Origin of the sequence: Candidatus Allofournierella excrementavium (assembly GCF_048526665.1) — a bacterium.
GTDB classification, from domain to species: domain Bacteria; phylum Bacillota; class Clostridia; order Oscillospirales; family Ruminococcaceae; genus Allofournierella_A; species Allofournierella_A excrementavium.
In genome coordinates this window covers 19,601-36,051 of the sequence record NZ_DBGFPE010000048.1, presented here as the reverse complement: position 1 = coordinate 36,051, position 16,451 = coordinate 19,601, and the positions used below count along the sequence as shown (strand labels likewise).

The following is a 16,451-nucleotide window of genomic DNA, read 5'->3' as shown; positions in this document are numbered from 1 at the left end:
ATCACGCTGCCATGCCGGCCCGGGAAGGACATGAGGGAGATGTAGTCCAGCGCGGCCAGCTTTTTCAGGACACGGCCGACTGTCGCCCGGGACAGCCCCCAGCGGGCAGCCAGCTCGGTGTAGGTGACAAGGGGATTTCCGGTGCCGTTGCGGAAATAGACCACCGGCCCCAGGTCTGACCCCTGCACCTGATTGTCGTTGTAGATGGCGGATACCCACAGGTCCAGCACAATGTCCATCTCGGAGCAGCGGTCTGAACTGATGAGGTCGGTGGCAACGGAAACCGGCAGGAAGAAAAAGCCGGTGTCCTTCTGGCAGGGGGCATTGTACTCCAGGACCGTATTATGCCGCGCCCAGTCGCAGATCTTATAGCGGACTACATTCCCGCGGCCCAGTGTCTGAAAGGAAATAAGGTTCTGCTTCTGCAGCCGTTCCAGTACGGCCAGCGCCTGGCACTGGAACCGGGTACGGAACCATTGGGACAGCTCCTTGAGGGTGCAGACCCATTCGCCAGGGTAGACGGTATAGCTGATGCCGTCGATGCGGCGGTATGAGGTGCGGAAGTTTGCGTAGCTGCAAAGTATCGTAAAATAAAAAAGGCCGGAGCCTCCGCTTACGCGAATGCTCCGGTCCTCCATCAGAAAGCGGACGAACTGCCGGTAGATCCGGCAGCGTGGGTAGTCCACCACCTGTTTAATTTGTAATTGATAGGTTGGCATGGCTTTCTCCTTTTTATATATAAGGTATGAAATTGGAAGGGCCAACGAAAAAATCGTTGACTTGAACATCTTGGGGGCTTATGTTATTATTGTATTGTAAAAAGAATCGGCTGGAGGCTTTGTCGATTGGGTTCAGCTGATTGCTCTGAATGGCTTTCGTTGTTCTAAGGCACACAGCATTTGGGATGTTCTCCATTGCTCTACAATGTATCAGTCGATTTTTTGGAAATATTTTACAAAAAATTTTGTTTGGGACTTTTTGTAAAAATGCCCCAAAAAAGGACGGAAAATCGGCCTACAACTTTCTACAACTTTTTTACAACTTTTGCCCCGAACCAGACGGCACAGGAGGACACACTATGGAATCCAAAAAGTTAGAAAAACCTCGTGAAAACGGCACTTTTTCGACCGTACGAGGCGTGATGAAACCGGATGAAGAGGGTAGAAGGGTGTTCCCCACCATGAAGCCCATCGACAAGCCCCAGGCGGCCCAGAAGCCCGCCGCGGCTGCCGCGGCCCCTGCCGCCGCCGTGAACGACGCCGTGCCTGCGGCGGAGAGCGGCCCCATCGACTTCTCCAAGGTGGAGATCGAGCCGCTGTTCACCGAGTTCGTGGACTTCGACACCTTCTCCAAGTCCGACTTCCGGGCGGTGAAGATCAAGGAGTGCACCGCGGTGCCCAAGAGCAAGAAGCTGCTCAAGTTCGTGCTGGACGACGGCACCGGCACCGACCGGGTCATCCTCAGCGGCATCCATGACTACTACGAGCCGGAGGAGCTGGTGGGCAAGACGGCCATCGCCATCGTCAACCTGCCTCCCCGCAAGATGATGGGCATCGACTCCTGCGGCATGCTCATCAGCGCCGTCCATCAGGAGGACGGCCACGAGGGCCTGCACCTGCTGATGGTGGACCCCCACATCCCTGCGGGCGCGAAGCTCTACTAAGAACAAACGAAAGGGCGTCCTGAGCGATCGGGGTGCCCTTTTCTGCAAAAGGGAAAGAGGCGAACGGACCATGAAAACAGGCCTTGTGCTGGAAGGCGGGGCCATGCGGGGCATGTTCACCGCCGGCGTGCTGGACGCCTTCCTCGCCGCCGGCGTGAGGGCCGACGAGGTGGTGGGCGTTTCCGCCGGAGCGCTGTTCGGCGTGAACTATCTCTCCGGCCAGACGGGCCGGGCGGTGCGCTACAACAAGCGCTACAACGGAGACAAGAACTATATGGGCTTGCGGCCGCTGCTGAAAGAGGGCAACCTGTTCAGCACTTCCTACGCCTACGACCTTGTGCCCCGCAAGCTGGACCCCTTCGACGACGAAGCCTTTCAAAACAGCGGCGTGCCCTTTTACGCCGTGGTCACCGACGTGGACACCGGCGAGGCGGAGTACATGCAGGTGAAAAGCGTCTTTGAGCAGATGGATGTGCTGCGGGCCTCCGGCTCCATGCCCTTCGTTTCCCGCCCGGTGGAGTGGCAGGGGCGGCGGTATCTGGACGGCGGCGTTTCCGACAGCATCCCCTTCCGATGGATGGCCGCCCGGGGCTGCGACAGGCTCATCGTGGTGCTCACAAGGGAAGAGGGCTACCGCAAAACGCCCATGAAGGGGGCGCTGCTGCGGCTGCTGCGGCGCAAATATCCCGCCATCGCCCGGCGGCTGGCCGCCCGCCACACCGACTACAACCGGGCGCTGGAGGAGCTGGAGCGCTGGCAGGCCGAGGGCCGGGCCTTCGTGATACGCCCCTCGGTCAAAACGCCCATCAGCCGCATCGAGACCGACCCGGAGAAACTTCAGCAGGTCTATGACCTGGGCCTCGCGGACGGGCAGGCGGCCCTGCCCGCGCTGAAAGCCTATCTTGCCGGGCAGTGAGCCGCCCTTGCAAAGGGCGCGCGGGTAGGATACAATAGAGCCGAGCGGCCCCGCCGCGGAAAAGAGAGGAACGAACGACTATGAAGATCATGGCAGTGGACTACGGCGATGCCCGCACGGGCCTGGCCGTGTGCGACCGCACGGAATTTCTGGCCAGCCCCGTGGGCCAGATCGAGGAAAAGAGCATGGCCAAGGTGGCGGAGAAGATCATCTACGCCAGCCGGGAATTCGACGTGGGGATGATCGTCATCGGCCTGCCCAAAAACATGGACGGCACCGAGGGCGGCCGGGCGGAAAAGACCCGCAAGCTGGCAAAGCTGGTGGAGCTGGGCGTGCAGGTGCCCATCGTCTTTTGGGACGAGCGCCGCACCACCGTCACCGCCGCGGCGCAGCTCACGGACGCGGGCACCTTTGGCAAAAAGCGCAAGGGCAAGCTGGACGCGGTGAGCGCCGCCGTCATTCTGGACAGCTTCCTCGCCTGGCGGAAAAACCATCCCGGCGAACAGCCCACCTGAACCAAAACCGAAAAGAGGCCTCTGCCGCCCGGCAGAGGCCCTTTTTTGCGCCGAAACGGCGCAAAACCGCCCTTTGACGGGCTTACGCGCGGGCGGAAAACGTGCTATAATAGTATCATAGTATCCACGATGAGACCCCGAGGTGCTCGGGTCAGCGAAAGAAGTTCGGTTTGGTCGAAAGAGAAGGAAGCGGCGCCGCGGCGCCCGGCGGAAGATGGAGGACAGGAAATGTTTGAAACAGGAAGTCTGATCGTGTATGGCAATTCCGGCATCTGCCGGGTGGAGGGCGTCTCCATGAAACAGCAGCTGGGCGGCGGGCAGGCCATGTACTACACCCTCACCCCCCTGTTCGGCAGCGGCACCGTGTACACCCCCGTGGACACCAAGGTGTTCATGCGCCCGGTCATCACCGGGGAAGAGGCGCGGGACCTCATCCGCCGCATGCCCGAGATCGAGCCCTGCTGCTGCAGCGGCACCGACCAGCGCGCCTTGTCGGAGCACTACCGGGGCCTGCTCCACACCTACCAGTGCGAGTCGCTGGTGAAGATCATCAAGGCCGTCTATCTCAAGGCCCAGCAGGCCGCCGCAAAGGGCAAAAAGCTGGGCAAGACCGACCAGCAGTTCATGAAGCGGGCGGAGGAGCTGCTCTATGAGGAGCTGTCTCTGGCGCTGGACATGCCCAAGGACCAGGTGAAGGACCACATTCTGCAAACGCTGGAGCCTGCTGCCCAGTGAGAAGGGGGAACGCACGATGAAGCTGAAAACTGCCCTTCGCATCACACGGGTGGGGGTGGCGCTGGCTCTGCTGTTTCTTTTCCTGTGGCTGCTCCTTAAAACGCAAATATTGTTGTATCTGTGCCTAGGGGCCTCTTTCGCTGTGGTTGCCTCCAAGGCGGTTTTTTACCGCTGCCCCCATTGCCGGCGCTATCTGTACAGAGTATACGGCAGGTGCTGCCCCTACTGCGGCAAAGAGCTTGGCCTGTGAATCACAAAAAGAGCCTTCCGCTTTCAAAAGCGGAAGGCTCTTTTTGTGTGTTCAGTGGCAGAAGCTGTCCACCGGCTTTTCCGGCGGGGGATTGGTGAGCTTGGGGCCCAGGGTCATCTGGCTGGAATAGAGACTGTAGTGGCCGCTGAGCAGGTAGCTCACGGCGCACACCAGCAGATAGAGCAGCAGCGGCTCGGCGCCGAAGAGCTCCACCCCCAGCAGGATGCTGGCGATGGGGCAGTTGGTCACCGCGCAGAAGGTGGCCACCAGCGCCAGCGCCGCGGCAAGGCCCGGGTCCAGCCCCAGCAGCGGCCCCACAAGGCAGCCGAAGGTGGAGCCCACAAAGAAGGTGGGCACGATCTCGCCGCCCCGGAAGCCGCATCCCAGGGTGATGGCGGTGAGCAGCAGCTTGAGGATGAAGGCCGCCGGATGCACCAGCTCGCCCTCGGTGATGGCGTGCTCCACCACGTCCATGCCCGCGCCGTTGTAGGCCCGGGTGCCCACCGCCAGGGTGAACAGGATGATGAGGGCGCTGCCCACCAGGATGCGCAGGTACTGGTTCTTCAGCCTGGTCTGGTAAAGGTGGCTGGCGGTGTGCATGGTCACGCAGAACAGGATGCCCAGCACCGCGCAGCCCACCGCCAGCAGCATGGCCCGCCAGGCGTTGTCAAAGCTCAAAGCGGCCGCGCCGTGCACCACAAAGCGCTCCGGCTTTGTGCCCAGCAGCACCGCGGTGCCGTAGGAGATGAGGCTGGCCAGCGCGCAGGGCAGCAGCGCGGAGTGATAGATGACGCCCACGCAGATGACCTCTATGCTGAACACCGCCGCCGTCAGCGGGGTGCCGAACAAGGCTGCGAACACCGCGCTCATGCCCGCCAGCACCATCACCCGCTGGCTGTTGCGGTCCAGCCGCATCTTTTCGCCCAGCCAGCCGCCCATGCTGCCGCCGATCTGCAGCGCCGCGCCCTCGCGGCCTGCGCTGCCGCCCAGCAGATGGGTGATGAAGGTGGCCATGATGATGAGCGGCGTCAGCCGCAGGGGCGCCCGTTTGCCCTGCTGGGCGCTCTCCAGCACTGCGTTGGTGCCCCGCTCGGTGCCCATGCGGCATGCCTGATAAACGAACACGATGACAAGGCCGCCCACCGGCAGAAGATACAAAAGCCAGGGATTCGCCTGACGCATGCCGGTGGCCCAACTGACCAGATGGAAGAACACGGCGCCCACCGCGCCGCAGGCAAGGCCCGCAATGCCCGCGCACACCATCCACATCAAAAAGGTGCGGGTGTAGGGCCCCGGGCCCATCTCCCACTCCTGCCGCAGCAGATGTTTCAATTGCATTGTACATACCCCTCTCAAAAGCAAAACCTTTCCTGTCATATCACATCCCGCGGCTTCGTCAAGTCCGGCTCTTTCAAATTGCCAAAATCGTGGTATAATGGGTACATCGTATGGAAAACCAACAAGAGGGGAGACCGACACGATGAAAGCGGGCTTTCAAAACAGCGAGCAGGCGGCGCAGATGATGCAGTTCCGCTGCCCCCGGTGGGAGCAGCTGCCCGGCATCGCGCTGTATATGGACCAGGTCACCGGGTATTTGAACGAGGTGTTCGCCCCGCTGTGCCCGCCGGGGGAGGAAAAGCTGCTCACCAAGGCCATGGTGAACAACTACGTCAAGCAGAAGGTGATGGCCCCGCCCACCAACAAAAAATACGGCCGCACCCATGTGGCCCAGCTGCTGGTGATCTGCGCCCTCAAGCAGGTGCTGAGCATCCAGGAGGTGGCCCAGCTCATCCGCATGCAGGCCCAGGTGTGCGAGGTGCAGCGGGCCTACGACTACTTCTGCGGCCAGCTGGAGGAGGCGCTGCAGCAGGCGGCCCAGGGCACGCCGGTGGCCCCGGAGGCGGACGACGACCGGCTGGTGGTCATCCACGCCACCCGCGCCGTGGCCAGCAAGGTGTATCTGCAAAAGCGCCTGGAGTTCGAGAGCCGGGCGGAGTAAAGCGGACGTCCCGCAGCGGAGGAAAACGGAATGCTGGAATACAAGGTGGATGACAAAACGCTTTGCGCGCAGCAGTTCATCGAACTTGCGCAGCAGGTCTGGCCGGGGGATTACGACCCGGAAAAGACCCGCCGCGCCCTCGAACGCACCATCAACATCACTGCCTGGGACGGCACGGAACTGGTGGGCTGCCTGCGCATCCTCACCGACGGCTGCTTTTTCGGCACCATCCCCGAGGTGCTGGTGCTGCCCCGGTATCAGCGGCAGGGCATCGGCTCGGCGCTGCTCCGGCTGGCAAAGCAGACCACGCCCACTCTGCTCTATTTTGGGGCCCAGCCCCAGGCGGAGCCGTTCTACGAAAAGAACGGATGCACCCCCAGCCTGCGCGCGTTTGAGATGCGCCCCGAAGAATGAGAACAAAGCGAAGGAAGGCCCCCGGCCGTGCTTTTGAGCGCGGCCGGGGGCCTTCTGCTATGGAAGAGAACGACAAATGTTCAGGCCAGTTCGCTGCGCACCAGCTCGGCCAGCTCGGCGGCGACGGACTGGATGAGGGCCTCGTCCTGGCCCTCCACCATCACCCGGATGAGGGGCTCGGTGCCGCTCACCCGCACCAGCACCCGGCCGGTGTCGCCCAGAAGCTCCTTCTTTTCCCGGATGGCGGTCTTGATGGCGTCGTTGTTGTAGAATTCCAGCTTGCCGGCGGCGCTCACCTTCACGTTCTCCATCACCTGGGGCAGGCGGGTCATCACCTTCGCCAGCTTGGAGAGGGGCTCGCCGCAGCGCTTCAGCAGGCACAGCAGCTGCAGGGCGGTGAGCTGGCCGTCGCCGGTGGTGGCGTAGTCACGGAAGATGACGTGGCCGCTCTGCTCGCCGCCCAGGGTGTAGCCCTCCTGCTCCATCTCCTCCAGCACGTAGCGGTCGCCCACCTTGGTGGCGGCGAAGTGCATGCCGTTGGCCTCGCAGAAGCGGGCGAAGCCCAGGTTGGTGAGCACGGTGCCCACGATGGTGCTGCGGCGCAGCTTGCCCCGCTGCTGCATGTCCAGGCCGCAGATGGCCATGATGAAGTCGCCGTCCACCACATTGCCGGTTTCGTCCACGAAGAGGCAGCGGTCGGCGTCGCCGTCAAAGGCCACGCCTGCCACCGCGCCGGGGGTGGAGCGCACCGCCTCGCACAGGGCCTCCATGTGGGTGGAGCCGCAGTTCTCGTTGATGTTCACCCCGTCCGGCGAGGCGGAAAGGATGGCGGCGTCCGCCCCCAGCTGGCTGAACAGCTGCCCGGCGGTGGCCGAGGCGGAGCCGTTGGCGCAGTCCACCACGATCTTCATGCCCTCCAGCGAGGTGGGAATGGTGCTTTTCAGATGCTCCACATAGTCCCGCACGGCGGTGGCCGAGTGGCTGATCTGGCCCAGGCCGTCGCCGGTGGCGAGGGTGAAGCGGTTCTGCTCGATGAGGGTCTCGATCTGGTCCTCCAGGTCGTCCGGCAGCTTGAAGCCCTCGCCGCCGAAAATTTTGATGCCGTTGAAGGGGTAGGGGTTGTGGCTGGCGCTGATCATCACGCCCGCGTCCGCCTTGTACTTCATCACAAGGTAGGCCACGGCGGGGGTGGGCACCACGCCCAGGTCGATGACGTCCGCCCCCACGCTGCACAGGCCCGCCGCCAGCGCCGCGCCCAGCATGTCGCTGGAGATGCGGGTGTCCTTGCCCAGCACCACCAGGGGGCGGCGACGCCGCCCGTAGGTGAGCACGGTGGCCGCCGCGCGGCCGATGTTCATGGCAAGCTCACAAGTCATATCCTCGCCGGCAATGCCGCGCACGCCGTCGGTGCCGAATAATCTGCCCATGTGTATTGTCTCCTTTCAGCGTTCAGCGGGTCACACCCGCTTGGCCAGATTGCCCGGCCCTTTGTAGATGTGCCCGGCGGGAACGGTGCCCCGCACGCAGCTGGTGGGATACACCTGGCAGCCGCGGCCCAGCACCGCGCCGGGGCACAGCACGCTGTTGCAGCCCACCTCGGCCCCGTCGCCCACCAGGGCGCCCAGCTTTTTGCGGCCGGTGGCGATCTTTTCCTCGCCGTTTTTCACCACCACGAGGCTCTTGTCGCTTTTCAGGTTGCTGGTCACAGCGCCGGCCCCCAGATGAGCCTTGCAGCCCAGGATGGAATCGCCCACATAATTGAAGTGAGGCACCTGCGCCCCGTCGAACAGGATGCAGTTTTTCAGCTCCACGCTGTTGCCCACAACGGCCCCCGCGCCCACCAGCGCGCTGCCCCGGATGAAGGCGCAGTGGCGCACCTCGGCCTCGGGGCCGATGATGCAGGGCGCGCCCAGCAGGGCGGTGGGGGCCACCTTGGCGGTCTTTGCCACCCAAACCCCCGGCTGGGGCTGGTCGTATTCAGCGGCGGGCAGGCTCTCGCCCAGCTTCACGATAAAATCTTTCAGCTCGTCCAGTACCTGCCAGGGCCACTCCTTGCCCTCGAACAGGGGGGCGGCCAGGGTGTGGGAGAGATCGAACAGTTCTTCGGTGCGGCAAGAAGTCATAGCGCACGCTCCCTTCCAATGATTCTGCTATCACTCATTATATGAAATCAGAGGCAAAATAACAACTTGAAAATACAAAAATCGCGGACGAATTGGTAAATATGGCGCTATTCACGAAATTCTGCCGCCCGGCAGGCGAAAAGATTGTGATATTTTCCGCGGAATTTGCACAATAAGCGCGGACTGGACAAAGAAAAAGCCCCGCAGCGCGCGGGGCAAAAGGTCACTTGCGGAAAATGTCCAGCGCGTGGCTGGTCACGCCCAACAGGTCGGGCCGCTCGCAGGTGGCAAGATGGTAGCGCATGAACAGCCGGAACTGCTCGTCGTCCATGCGGTCCAGCTCCTCCCGCAGCAGCAGGGCGCAGCCGTCGGCGGCCACGTAGTGCAGCCGGGTCACGGGGAAGGGAGCCATCAGCGCGTCCACGTCCTCCTTGCGCACCAGCTCGAACAGGTCCTTCGGCTGGGAAAAGGCGGCGAAGGTCTCCGGGTCCAGCAGGCCTTCCCGCAGATACTGGCCCACGTCGATGTTCTGGTGGCGGAACCCCTCGTCCAGCAGGCAGCCGTCGGAGATGACGTAGGCGGCAAAGACCACGCCGCCCGGCCGGGTCACCCGGATGGCCTCCTCCAGCGCCCGGCGTTTGTCCGCCGGGGTGTAGAGGTGATAGAGCGGCCCCAGCAGAAGAATGACGTCATAGGAGTCGCTTTCAAAGCCGGTCAGGTCCAGGGCGTTGCCCCGGGTGACGGTCACCGCTTCGCCGGGCAGGGTGTTTTGACGAAAAAATTCGATGTTGTGCTCCACCAGCTCCACCGCGTCCACCCGGCAGCCCTCCCGTGCCAGGGCATGGGAGTAGCGCCCGGTGCCCGCGCCGATCTCCAGCACCTTCGCGCCGGGGCGCAGGTAGCGGTGGATGTAGTGCATGGTGGTGAGAAATTCCACCGAGCCGTGGCGGGAGGCCAGCCGCCCGTCCTCGTCGAAGTGGTCGTAGAATTCGCGGATGTAGCGTGTTTCCATGATGCGCCTCCTCGTTCAGGGCCGGTGGGGGGCCGCCAGCGCCGCCACCACCGCTTTGGCCCGCCGCCGGGCCTCTTCTTCCTCCAGGTCCAGTTTGCCGGTGGCGGCGAGCACCGCCGCGCCGTGGGCCCAGAGGAACAGGTCCAGAAAAATTTCCCGCCCGGCCTGGGGGTCCACCCCCAGCTGGCGGGCAAAGGCCTCCGCCTTGCGCCCGTTGCCCGGCTCCCGGTAAAAGTCCTCGGCCCGGCGCATGTCCAGCGCCATCTCCCGGATGAACAGCGCCCGGAACAGCAGCGGCTCCTCCCGGGCAAAGCGCAGGTAGGTGAGGGGCAGGGCAAGGAAGGGGTCCTCTCCCTCGCCCCAGGCCGCGGCCCGCTGTTCGTAAAAGGCGAAGGCGTATTCCAGAAAGTCCGCCTTCACGGCCTCCATGTTCTCATAGCAGGTGAAGATGGGCCGGGTGGAGCAGCCCAGCCGGGCCGCCAGACTGCGGGCGTTTACCGCGTCAAAACCCTCGCGGCGGGTGATGTCCAGCGCCGCCGATAAAATCATCTCCCGGGTGACCTTTGCCGTGGGGGGCATGGCCCTCGCCTCCTTTATATGCGACAAATGTTGTGTAACTATTGTTGCATATAAACCGCGCCCTGTCAAGAAGCAAAAAAGCGGGCCGTCCCGGAAGAGGGGGACGGCCCGCGGCAAAGGCGGTTCACTGCGCTTTTTTCGGTTTGAGGCCCACCACATAGCGGATGCGCCGCCAGTAGACGAAGGCGGACACCACCGGGGCCACGAAGTCGGAGATGGGCTCGGCCACGAAGGTGGACATGGCGCCGAAATACATGGGCAGAACGAACAGGGGGATGAAATAGATGGCCTTGCGGAAGAAGGAGAGGGGCAGGGAGTACTGCATCATGCCCATGCCGGTGAAGCCGTCGATGACGGTGTACTGCACCGCCAGCGGGATGACGCCCAGGGTGTAGATGCGGATGGCCCGCACCGCCAGCTCGCCCACCTGCGGGTCGCTGGAAAAGATGGACACGAAGAGCCCGGGCACGCCCTGGCCGATGAGGAACAAAAGGGTGGTGTAGCCAAGGCAGAGCAGGAGGATGAACTTCTGGGCCTCCAGGATGCGCTTTGGCTGGCCGGCCCCGTAGTTATAGCCCAGGATGGACCCGGTGCCGCCGGTGATGCCGCCCAGCGGCATGGTGACCACCAGCATGAAGCTCTGGGCGATGGTGGCCGCCGCCACCAGCAGGTCGCCCTGGCCCGCGCCGCCGTATTTCTGCAACAGGGAGTTGAGGGCAATGATCATCACGTTGTCGAAGGCGATGATGATGAAGGGGGTGAAGCCGGTGGCCATCACCCGGCCCATGATGCGGGCGCTGTAGCCCCCGAAGGTGATGCGGATGGGGGGCTGGCGCCCGAACAGGAACACCAGCACAAAGATGCAGCTGGCCAGCTGGCTGAGCACGGTGGCCACCGCCGCGCCGGCCACACCCATGTCCAGCACGAAGATGAACACCGGGTCCAGCACGATGTTCAGCACCGCGCCCAGCATCACCGAGAGCATGCCCTTTTTGGCAAAGCCCTGGCAGATGATGAACTGGTTCATGCCGGTGGAGAGCAGGGCGAACACGGTGCCCGTCAGATACACCGAATAGTAGGTCTCGGCATAGGGCAGGCTGGCCTCGCTGGCGCCGAAGAGCATCAGCACCGGCCGCCGGGTGGCGTAGGCCAGGGCCATCAGGGCCGCCGCCAGCCCCACCAGCAGCACAAAGCAGTTGGCAAGGATGCGCTTTGCGCCCTCGTTGTCGCCCGCGCCCATGCGGATGCTCACCAGGGGCGAGCCGCCCACGCCCACCAGAAAGGCCACCGAGCCGATCATGGTCACGATGGGGCCGCACACGCCCGCGCCCGCCAGGGCCAGATTGCCCACCTCGGGGATGTTGCCGATGTACATGCGGTCCACAACGCTGTATAAAACGCTGACGAACTGCGCCAGCATGCTGGGGATGGCGATGCGCAGCACCAGCCGGCGGATGGGGTCGCGCCCCAGGTCATTCTCCATTCTCACACAAAACACCGCCTCACAGGCGCAAAGAGCGCCGGACGCATTCCTTCGCCCGGCGCGGCGCCGCTTATTTGTAGATCTTTTGAAGGGTGAAGCCCCGGCCGTGCACCTCGTTCACCGAGCTGATGACGATGAAGGCCTGGGGGTCCGTTTCCAGCACCAGATGGTTCAGCTTTGCCAGCTCCCGGTTGGTCACCACCGTCAGCAGCATGTCCCGCTCGGTCTGGGTGTAGCCGGTCTGGGCGTGCAGCACCGTGCAGCCCCGGTCCAGCACCCGCAGGATGATGCGGCGGATCTCGTCGTTCTTTTCGCTGAGGATCTTCACCTGGATCTTGGCGTGGCCCATCACCGACACCTTTTCCAGAATGACGGTGTAGAGCAGCACCAGCAGGATGCCGTAGAGGATCTGCTCCTTGTCGGCAAAGACCATCTGGCCGATGAGGATGAGGAAATCCAGCAGGTACATCACCGCGCCCACCGGCAGGCCGAAGTACTTGTTCAGCACGATGGGCGGGATGTCCATGCCGCCGCTGGAGGCCCCCGCGCCGATCACCAGCCCGATGGCCACGCCGATGAGCACGCCGGCGAAGATGGTGCCCAGCATGGGGTCACGGGTGAAGCCGTCGATGCCCGGGATGCGGGCGAACAGGTCCAGGAACAGCGGGTAGCAGAAGGTGGACAGCGCCGTGTTGAAGGCGAACCACCGGCCCATGGCCACCGCGCCCACCACGAACATGATGATGTTGGACACCAGCACGAACCCGGCCACCGGCACGTCCAGCCAGTAGCGGGTGGCCAGCGCCAGACCCGTTGTGCCGCCGGTGATGAGCCCGCAGGGCAGCACGAACATGTCCACCGCCAGGGCGTACAGCGCGTTGCCCAGCAGCACCAGCAGAATGTTTTTTCCCCGTGCGGGCAGAATGAAGCCTTTCACGGGCGAACCCTCCCCTCGATGCACTGCACGACAGTGCCATGATAAAGCGAAAGGCGGCAGGCCAAAGGCCTGCCGCCGAATCTATGCACATCACACCGGGCGCAGTCCATCTGACCCACCTCCTTTTATATTACACACAAGTATTGCACAGCCCGGTGGCGTTTGCAAGCCCCGGCAAAAAAAGTTCGGCGTTTTGCCCCGAAAGATGCGGGGCAAAACGCCGGTCTTTGTCAAAACGCGCAGGGCCTTCAGCGCAGCATGGCGCTCTGGTTCACCACGTAGGTGCTGTACAAAAACAGCACGTCCTGGTCGGTGAACTCCACATACTGGGGCACAAGGCCGCTGACCATGTAGCGGATGTCCACCAGGGTCACCTTGCGGTACTGGCCCAGCAGCAGCGGAACAAGGCTGCTGGCATAGGAATCCCGGAACACCACCAGCTCCTTGTCGGTGGCCGCCAGGGGGCTCTCGACGGTGATGAGGGGGCTGGCCCCGCTCAAAAACACGTCGTAGGGCACGTCGGTGTCAAGGCGTTCGAGGTCGTAGACAGCGGTGGAATCGGGGTACTGGTAGTTGTCGCACACGGCGGCCACGGTGGCGTCGCTGACCAGATAGGTCAGTTCTTCCGGCTTGTCCGCGCCGTACTTGCCGTAGGCGCCGATGAAGCCTTCCACCGTCACCGGGTCAAAGCCGTCCATGTCCACCGAAAAGCCCATGGCCGCGCCCAGCGCGTCCACCACGCCGCCCAGCCGCTCCTGCCGCCAGTGGCTGTCGGTGAAATAGTAGTCCTCCAGGGTCAGCGCCCCGGTCAGGTCGATCTTTTCGATGCCGCTGCCCATCAGCTGGCTGTCCACCGTGGAGAACAGAGCCTGATAGTCGGTGGCGGGCCTCACCTCGTCGGTCAGGTAATAGCCCTTGTCCGGCACGATGGCGTAAAAGGCGCGGTTCTCCTCGGTGAGCAGGTCCGCCTTCAGCTTTTCCAGCTTTTCGCCAAAGCGCACCGCACTGTCCACGTCGGGCCCGTCCAGCGCCTCCACCCAGTGGCCGTGGGCGGTGTACATGCCGTTCTCGTCCGGGCGCATGCCGCGGTCGAACAGGCCCATTGCCACCGCAATGACAACAGCGGCAGCCGCGAAGCAGAGCCCCGCGGCTGCGAATGCGAGTTTGCGTTTCACGGCTTACTCAGCCACGGCGGCGGTGAAGCCGCTGTGCAGCTGCTCAGCCAGGTCGGCGCTGGTCATGATGAGGATGACGGTGTCGCCGGAGAAGTCCACGATCTTGCTCTCGGCTTCCACGCAGATCCACTTGCGGGGGTCGGCATTGGCCTCGATGTTGGCGGCCAGCTGCTCGGCCTCCTCGGCGCTGTTCGCCTTCACCAGGCAGACGGAGAAGGGCACGGAAGTCATGGCGGCCTCGGCGGCGATGCCGTCGGCATAGCGGTCACGGGTCACGCCCAGGTTGTACTCGGAGTTCTCCTCGGTGAGCGGGGTGTACTTGGCGCCGCCGTTCAGGTCGGCGGGCATCAGCATGGGGATCTGCTCCGCGTCGCCCGCGGCCAGCACCTGGTCCATCAGGGCCTCCAGGCTGCCGGGCTCGGCTTCGCTGGCAGGCTCGGAAGCGGGCTCGGAAGCAGGCTCAGAGGCGGGCTCGGAAGCCGGCGCGCTGCTGCTGGGCGCGGAGGAAGGCGCGGAAGAAGAGGGGGCGGAAGAGCAGCCGGCAAAGGCGGCAACAGCCATGATGAGGGCGAGGGTCAAAGCGAGTTTTTTCATGTGTGTGACTCCTTAATTTTAAAGAAATGTGCGGCCGGTTTTGGGGTTAGTGTTCCCCGCCGGCACAGAGTAAACACCTGAGGTGAGGAAAATATTGCAAAGCGACTAAAATTTTTTTGCGTTTTTCATGCGAAACGCTCCCTTGCCCTGCGGGGAATAGATTGTTATACTTGTAACAGACGGAGAAACTCCGCCAAGCAAACGTTTTGTTTGACCTGAAAAGGAGAGGATACCAATGGCTAACCGCATCGTTCTGAACACCATTTCCTATCATGGCAAGGGCGCCATCGAGAACATCGTTCCCGAGCTGACCGCCCGCGGCTACAAAAAGGCTTTTGTCTGCTCTGACCCCGACCTTTTGAAGTTCGGCGTGACCAAGAAGGTCACCGACCTGCTGGAGGCGGCGGGCTTTGCCTATGAAGTTTACAGCGACATCAAGCCCAACCCCACCATCGAGAACGTGCAGCACGGCGTGGAGGCCTTCAAGACCAGCGGTGCGGACTGCATCGTGACCATTGGCGGCGGCTCCTCCATGGACACCGCCAAGGCCATCGGCATCATCGCCAACAACCCCGAGTTTGCCGACGTGCGCAGCCTGGAGGGCGTTGCCCCCACCAAGAAGCACGCGGTGTTCACCATCGCCGTGCCCACCACCGCCGGCACCGCCGCCGAGGTGACCATCAACTACGTCATCACCGACGTGGAGAAGAAGCGCAAGTTCGTCTGCGTGGACACCAACGACATCCCCGAGGTTGCCGTGGTGGACCCGGACATGATGTCCACCATGCCCAAGGGCCTCACCGCCGCCACCGGCATGGACGCGCTGACCCACGCCATCGAGGGCTACATCACCAAGGCCGCCTGGGAGATGACCGACATGTTCCATCTCAAGGCCATCGAGCTCATCGCGAAACACCTGCGGGGCGCCGTCGCCGGCGAGCCGGAAGGCCGTGAGGGCATGGCGCTGGCCCAGTACATCGCCGGCCAGGGCTTCTCCAACGTGGGTCTCGGCATCGTGCACTCCATGGCCCACAGCCTGGGCGCTGTCTACGACACCCCCCACGGCGTGGCCAACGCCATCCTGCTGCCCACCGTGATGGAGTACAACGCTCCCGCCACCGGCGAGAAGTACCGCGACATCGCCAAGGCCATGGGCGTGGAAGGCGTGGACGCCATGACCCTGGACGAGGCCCGCAAGGCCGCCTGCGCCGCCGTGAAGCAGCTGAGCCAGGACGTGGGCATCCCCGCCGACCTGAAGGCCATCGTGAAGGAGGAGGACGTGCAGTTCCTCTCCGAGAGCGCCTATGCCGACGCCTGCCGTCCCGGCAACCCCCGCGACACCAGCGTGGAGGAGATCGCCGCGCTCTACCGCAGCCTGATGTAAGGCGTTCAGAACCAATCAAAAGAAAGAGGAGCCGCCCCGCGGGGCGGCCCCTCTTTTTGTGTGCGTCGATGCTGGCTTGGCGAAAGGTCACATCCCGCCGCAGTAAAAACGGGTCACGGCATAACTGCCGTCCAGCGGCCCGGCCGAGAGCTGGCCTGTGTATTCCTCCGGCTCGCCGTCCACGGTCAGGCTGACGGTGAAATCAAAGTTGTCGTCGCCTGTGCCTTCCAGCCGGACTTCTGCCACCTCCACCTGCCTGCCCGCGTAAAACTCGTCGTACCGCATCAGGGTGCGGTTGGCGACGAGCACGTCCAGTGCTTCGGGGCTGACACAGGGGGCAAGCCCTTCATAATAGTCCGTCACGGCGGCCTCGTCTATGACGGAAGCCTGGGAGAAGGCATCGTAGCGGCCGTCGGCGTTGGCGGTGAAGAATTCCGTCAGAAATGCCTCGCCGGCCTCCTCCGGTGTCTGGAAGGCCGCTTCCTTGGCGGAACAGGCGCACAGGGCCAGAGCCAGCGCCAGGAATGCCAGAAAAAGTTTCGGGATGCGGACGTTCATGAGCGGGGCCTCCTTTTCCTTTTTTAAAGGGGTGTTCCTTGATTTGAATATAGCATGGAACGGCCAAAGAGTAAATACAAAATGGGGCCAAGACGCGGCCTTGCTCAAAAGAAA

18 protein-coding genes and 1 pseudogene are annotated in these 16,451 nt (G+C 63.2%); 8 read left to right on the top strand and 11 right to left on the bottom strand.

Features of this window, described 5'->3' with window-relative positions; all coding sequences use genetic code 11:
* Positions 1-719, bottom strand: a 719-nt coding sequence (locus tag ACMI1Q_RS11565) for a MarR family transcriptional regulator (RefSeq protein ID WP_419503850.1), incomplete at its 3' end; no start/stop codon positions are given.
* Positions 720-1,168: 449 nt separating this feature from the next.
* Here ACMI1Q_RS11565 and ACMI1Q_RS11560 point away from each other — a divergent pair.
* The 5 genes and pseudogenes from ACMI1Q_RS11560 to ACMI1Q_RS11540 all read left to right on the top strand — a co-directional run.
* Positions 1,169-1,663 (top strand): annotated as a pseudogene (locus ACMI1Q_RS11560) (lysine--tRNA ligase); the annotation flags it as partial.
* A gap of 70 nt (positions 1,664-1,733) precedes the next feature.
* Positions 1,734-2,579 (top strand): patatin-like phospholipase family protein, encoded by an 846-nt coding sequence (locus ACMI1Q_RS11555; protein WP_419503849.1) that lies wholly within the window; start codon positions 1,734-1,736, stop codon positions 2,577-2,579.
* 80 nt (positions 2,580-2,659) lie between these two features.
* Complete coding sequence (ruvX, locus tag ACMI1Q_RS11550) at positions 2,660-3,094, top strand: Holliday junction resolvase RuvX (RefSeq protein WP_330058374.1); 435 nt, start codon at positions 2,660-2,662, stop codon at positions 3,092-3,094.
* Positions 3,095-3,322: 228 nt separating this feature from the next.
* Positions 3,323-3,829: a CarD family transcriptional regulator gene (locus tag ACMI1Q_RS11545; RefSeq protein WP_419503848.1), complete on the top strand. Its 507-nt coding sequence runs from the start codon at positions 3,323-3,325 to the stop codon at positions 3,827-3,829.
* A 16-nt stretch (positions 3,830-3,845) separates the two neighbouring features.
* Positions 3,846-4,079, top strand: a complete 234-nt coding sequence (locus tag ACMI1Q_RS11540; protein ID WP_419503847.1) for a hypothetical protein — start codon at positions 3,846-3,848, stop codon at positions 4,077-4,079.
* 51 nt (positions 4,080-4,130) lie between these two features.
* On the opposite strand, the gene ACMI1Q_RS11535 is transcribed toward ACMI1Q_RS11540, so the two are convergent.
* Positions 4,131-5,417 carry a chloride channel protein gene (locus ACMI1Q_RS11535; protein ID WP_419503846.1) on the bottom strand — a complete coding sequence of 429 codons (1,287 nt, stop codon included), beginning with the start codon at positions 5,415-5,417 and terminating at the stop codon, positions 4,131-4,133.
* 142 nt (positions 5,418-5,559) lie between these two features.
* Here ACMI1Q_RS11535 and ACMI1Q_RS11530 point away from each other — a divergent pair, with 142 nt between their 5' ends.
* The gene (locus ACMI1Q_RS11530; RefSeq protein ID WP_330058383.1) at positions 5,560-6,078 is read left to right on the top strand and encodes a DUF1836 domain-containing protein; all 519 of its coding nucleotides are present in this window, start codon (positions 5,560-5,562) and stop codon (positions 6,076-6,078) included.
* Positions 6,079-6,108: 30 nt separating this feature from the next.
* Complete coding sequence (locus tag ACMI1Q_RS11525; protein ID WP_417026608.1) at positions 6,109-6,492, top strand: GNAT family N-acetyltransferase; 384 nt, start codon at positions 6,109-6,111, stop codon at positions 6,490-6,492.
* An 80-nt stretch (positions 6,493-6,572) separates the two neighbouring features.
* Here the strand turns inward: ACMI1Q_RS11525 and glmM are convergent, their stop codons facing one another.
* The 8 genes from glmM to ACMI1Q_RS11485 all read right to left on the bottom strand — a co-directional run bounded on the left by glmM (position 6,573) and on the right by ACMI1Q_RS11485 (position 14,395).
* Complete coding sequence (gene glmM / locus ACMI1Q_RS11520) at positions 6,573-7,919, bottom strand: phosphoglucosamine mutase (protein WP_177522571.1); 1,347 nt, start codon at positions 7,917-7,919, stop codon at positions 6,573-6,575.
* A gap of 30 nt (positions 7,920-7,949) precedes the next feature.
* Complete coding sequence (locus tag ACMI1Q_RS11515) at positions 7,950-8,615, bottom strand: UDP-N-acetylglucosamine pyrophosphorylase (protein WP_419503845.1); 666 nt, start codon at positions 8,613-8,615, stop codon at positions 7,950-7,952.
* Between the two features lie 223 nt (positions 8,616-8,838).
* Complete coding sequence (locus ACMI1Q_RS11510) at positions 8,839-9,627, bottom strand: class I SAM-dependent methyltransferase (protein ID WP_419503844.1); 789 nt, start codon at positions 9,625-9,627, stop codon at positions 8,839-8,841.
* A gap of 15 nt (positions 9,628-9,642) precedes the next feature.
* Positions 9,643-10,206, bottom strand: a complete 564-nt coding sequence (locus ACMI1Q_RS11505) for a TetR/AcrR family transcriptional regulator (RefSeq protein WP_419503843.1) — start codon at positions 10,204-10,206, stop codon at positions 9,643-9,645.
* A 124-nt stretch (positions 10,207-10,330) separates the two neighbouring features.
* Complete coding sequence (locus ACMI1Q_RS11500) at positions 10,331-11,689, bottom strand: MATE family efflux transporter (RefSeq protein ID WP_419503842.1); 1,359 nt, start codon at positions 11,687-11,689, stop codon at positions 10,331-10,333.
* Between the two features lie 70 nt (positions 11,690-11,759).
* Complete coding sequence (locus ACMI1Q_RS11495) at positions 11,760-12,626, bottom strand: YitT family protein (protein ID WP_330057340.1); 867 nt, start codon at positions 12,624-12,626, stop codon at positions 11,760-11,762.
* A 248-nt stretch (positions 12,627-12,874) separates the two neighbouring features.
* Positions 12,875-13,801, bottom strand: coding sequence for a hypothetical protein (locus ACMI1Q_RS11490; RefSeq protein WP_419503841.1), 927 nt, complete (start codon positions 13,799-13,801; stop codon positions 12,875-12,877).
* 3 nt (positions 13,802-13,804) lie between these two features.
* Positions 13,805-14,395: a hypothetical protein gene (locus ACMI1Q_RS11485; RefSeq protein WP_419503840.1), complete on the bottom strand. Its 591-nt coding sequence runs from the start codon at positions 14,393-14,395 to the stop codon at positions 13,805-13,807.
* A 235-nt stretch (positions 14,396-14,630) separates the two neighbouring features.
* Between ACMI1Q_RS11485 and fucO the strand changes: the two genes are divergently transcribed.
* The gene (gene fucO, locus ACMI1Q_RS11480) at positions 14,631-15,779 is read left to right on the top strand and encodes a lactaldehyde reductase (protein ID WP_177521343.1); all 1,149 of its coding nucleotides are present in this window, start codon (positions 14,631-14,633) and stop codon (positions 15,777-15,779) included.
* A gap of 87 nt (positions 15,780-15,866) precedes the next feature.
* Here fucO and ACMI1Q_RS11475 read toward each other — a convergent pair whose 3' ends face one another.
* Positions 15,867-16,337, bottom strand: a complete 471-nt coding sequence (locus tag ACMI1Q_RS11475; protein WP_419503839.1) for a hypothetical protein — start codon at positions 16,335-16,337, stop codon at positions 15,867-15,869.
* Positions 16,338-16,451: the final 114 nt, after the last annotated feature.

Bases quoted from the DNA above. Each gene is read 5' to 3' on its own strand.
- ACMI1Q_RS11555 (WP_419503849.1), top strand. From the start codon at position 1,734: ATGAAAACAGGCCTTGTGCTGGAAGGCGGGGCCATGCGGGGCATGTTC.
- ruvX (WP_330058374.1), top strand. From the start codon at position 2,660: ATGAAGATCATGGCAGTGGACTACGGCGATGCCCGCACGGGCCTGGCC.
- ACMI1Q_RS11545 (WP_419503848.1), top strand. From the start codon at position 3,323: ATGTTTGAAACAGGAAGTCTGATCGTGTATGGCAATTCCGGCATCTGC.
- ACMI1Q_RS11540 (WP_419503847.1), top strand. From the start codon at position 3,846: ATGAAGCTGAAAACTGCCCTTCGCATCACACGGGTGGGGGTGGCGCTG.
- ACMI1Q_RS11535 (WP_419503846.1), bottom strand. From the start codon at position 5,417: ATGCAATTGAAACATCTGCTGCGGCAGGAGTGGGAGATGGGCCCGGGG.
- ACMI1Q_RS11530 (WP_330058383.1), top strand. From the start codon at position 5,560: ATGAAAGCGGGCTTTCAAAACAGCGAGCAGGCGGCGCAGATGATGCAG.
- ACMI1Q_RS11525 (WP_417026608.1), top strand. From the start codon at position 6,109: ATGCTGGAATACAAGGTGGATGACAAAACGCTTTGCGCGCAGCAGTTC.
- glmM (WP_177522571.1), bottom strand. From the start codon at position 7,919: ATGGGCAGATTATTCGGCACCGACGGCGTGCGCGGCATTGCCGGCGAG.
- ACMI1Q_RS11515 (WP_419503845.1), bottom strand. From the start codon at position 8,615: ATGACTTCTTGCCGCACCGAAGAACTGTTCGATCTCTCCCACACCCTG.
- ACMI1Q_RS11510 (WP_419503844.1), bottom strand. From the start codon at position 9,627: ATGGAAACACGCTACATCCGCGAATTCTACGACCACTTCGACGAGGAC.
- ACMI1Q_RS11505 (WP_419503843.1), bottom strand. From the start codon at position 10,206: ATGCCCCCCACGGCAAAGGTCACCCGGGAGATGATTTTATCGGCGGCG.
- ACMI1Q_RS11500 (WP_419503842.1), bottom strand. From the start codon at position 11,689: ATGGAGAATGACCTGGGGCGCGACCCCATCCGCCGGCTGGTGCTGCGC.
- ACMI1Q_RS11485 (WP_419503840.1), bottom strand. From the start codon at position 14,395: ATGAAAAAACTCGCTTTGACCCTCGCCCTCATCATGGCTGTTGCCGCC.
- fucO (WP_177521343.1), top strand. From the start codon at position 14,631: ATGGCTAACCGCATCGTTCTGAACACCATTTCCTATCATGGCAAGGGC.
- ACMI1Q_RS11475 (WP_419503839.1), bottom strand. From the start codon at position 16,337: ATGAACGTCCGCATCCCGAAACTTTTTCTGGCATTCCTGGCGCTGGCT.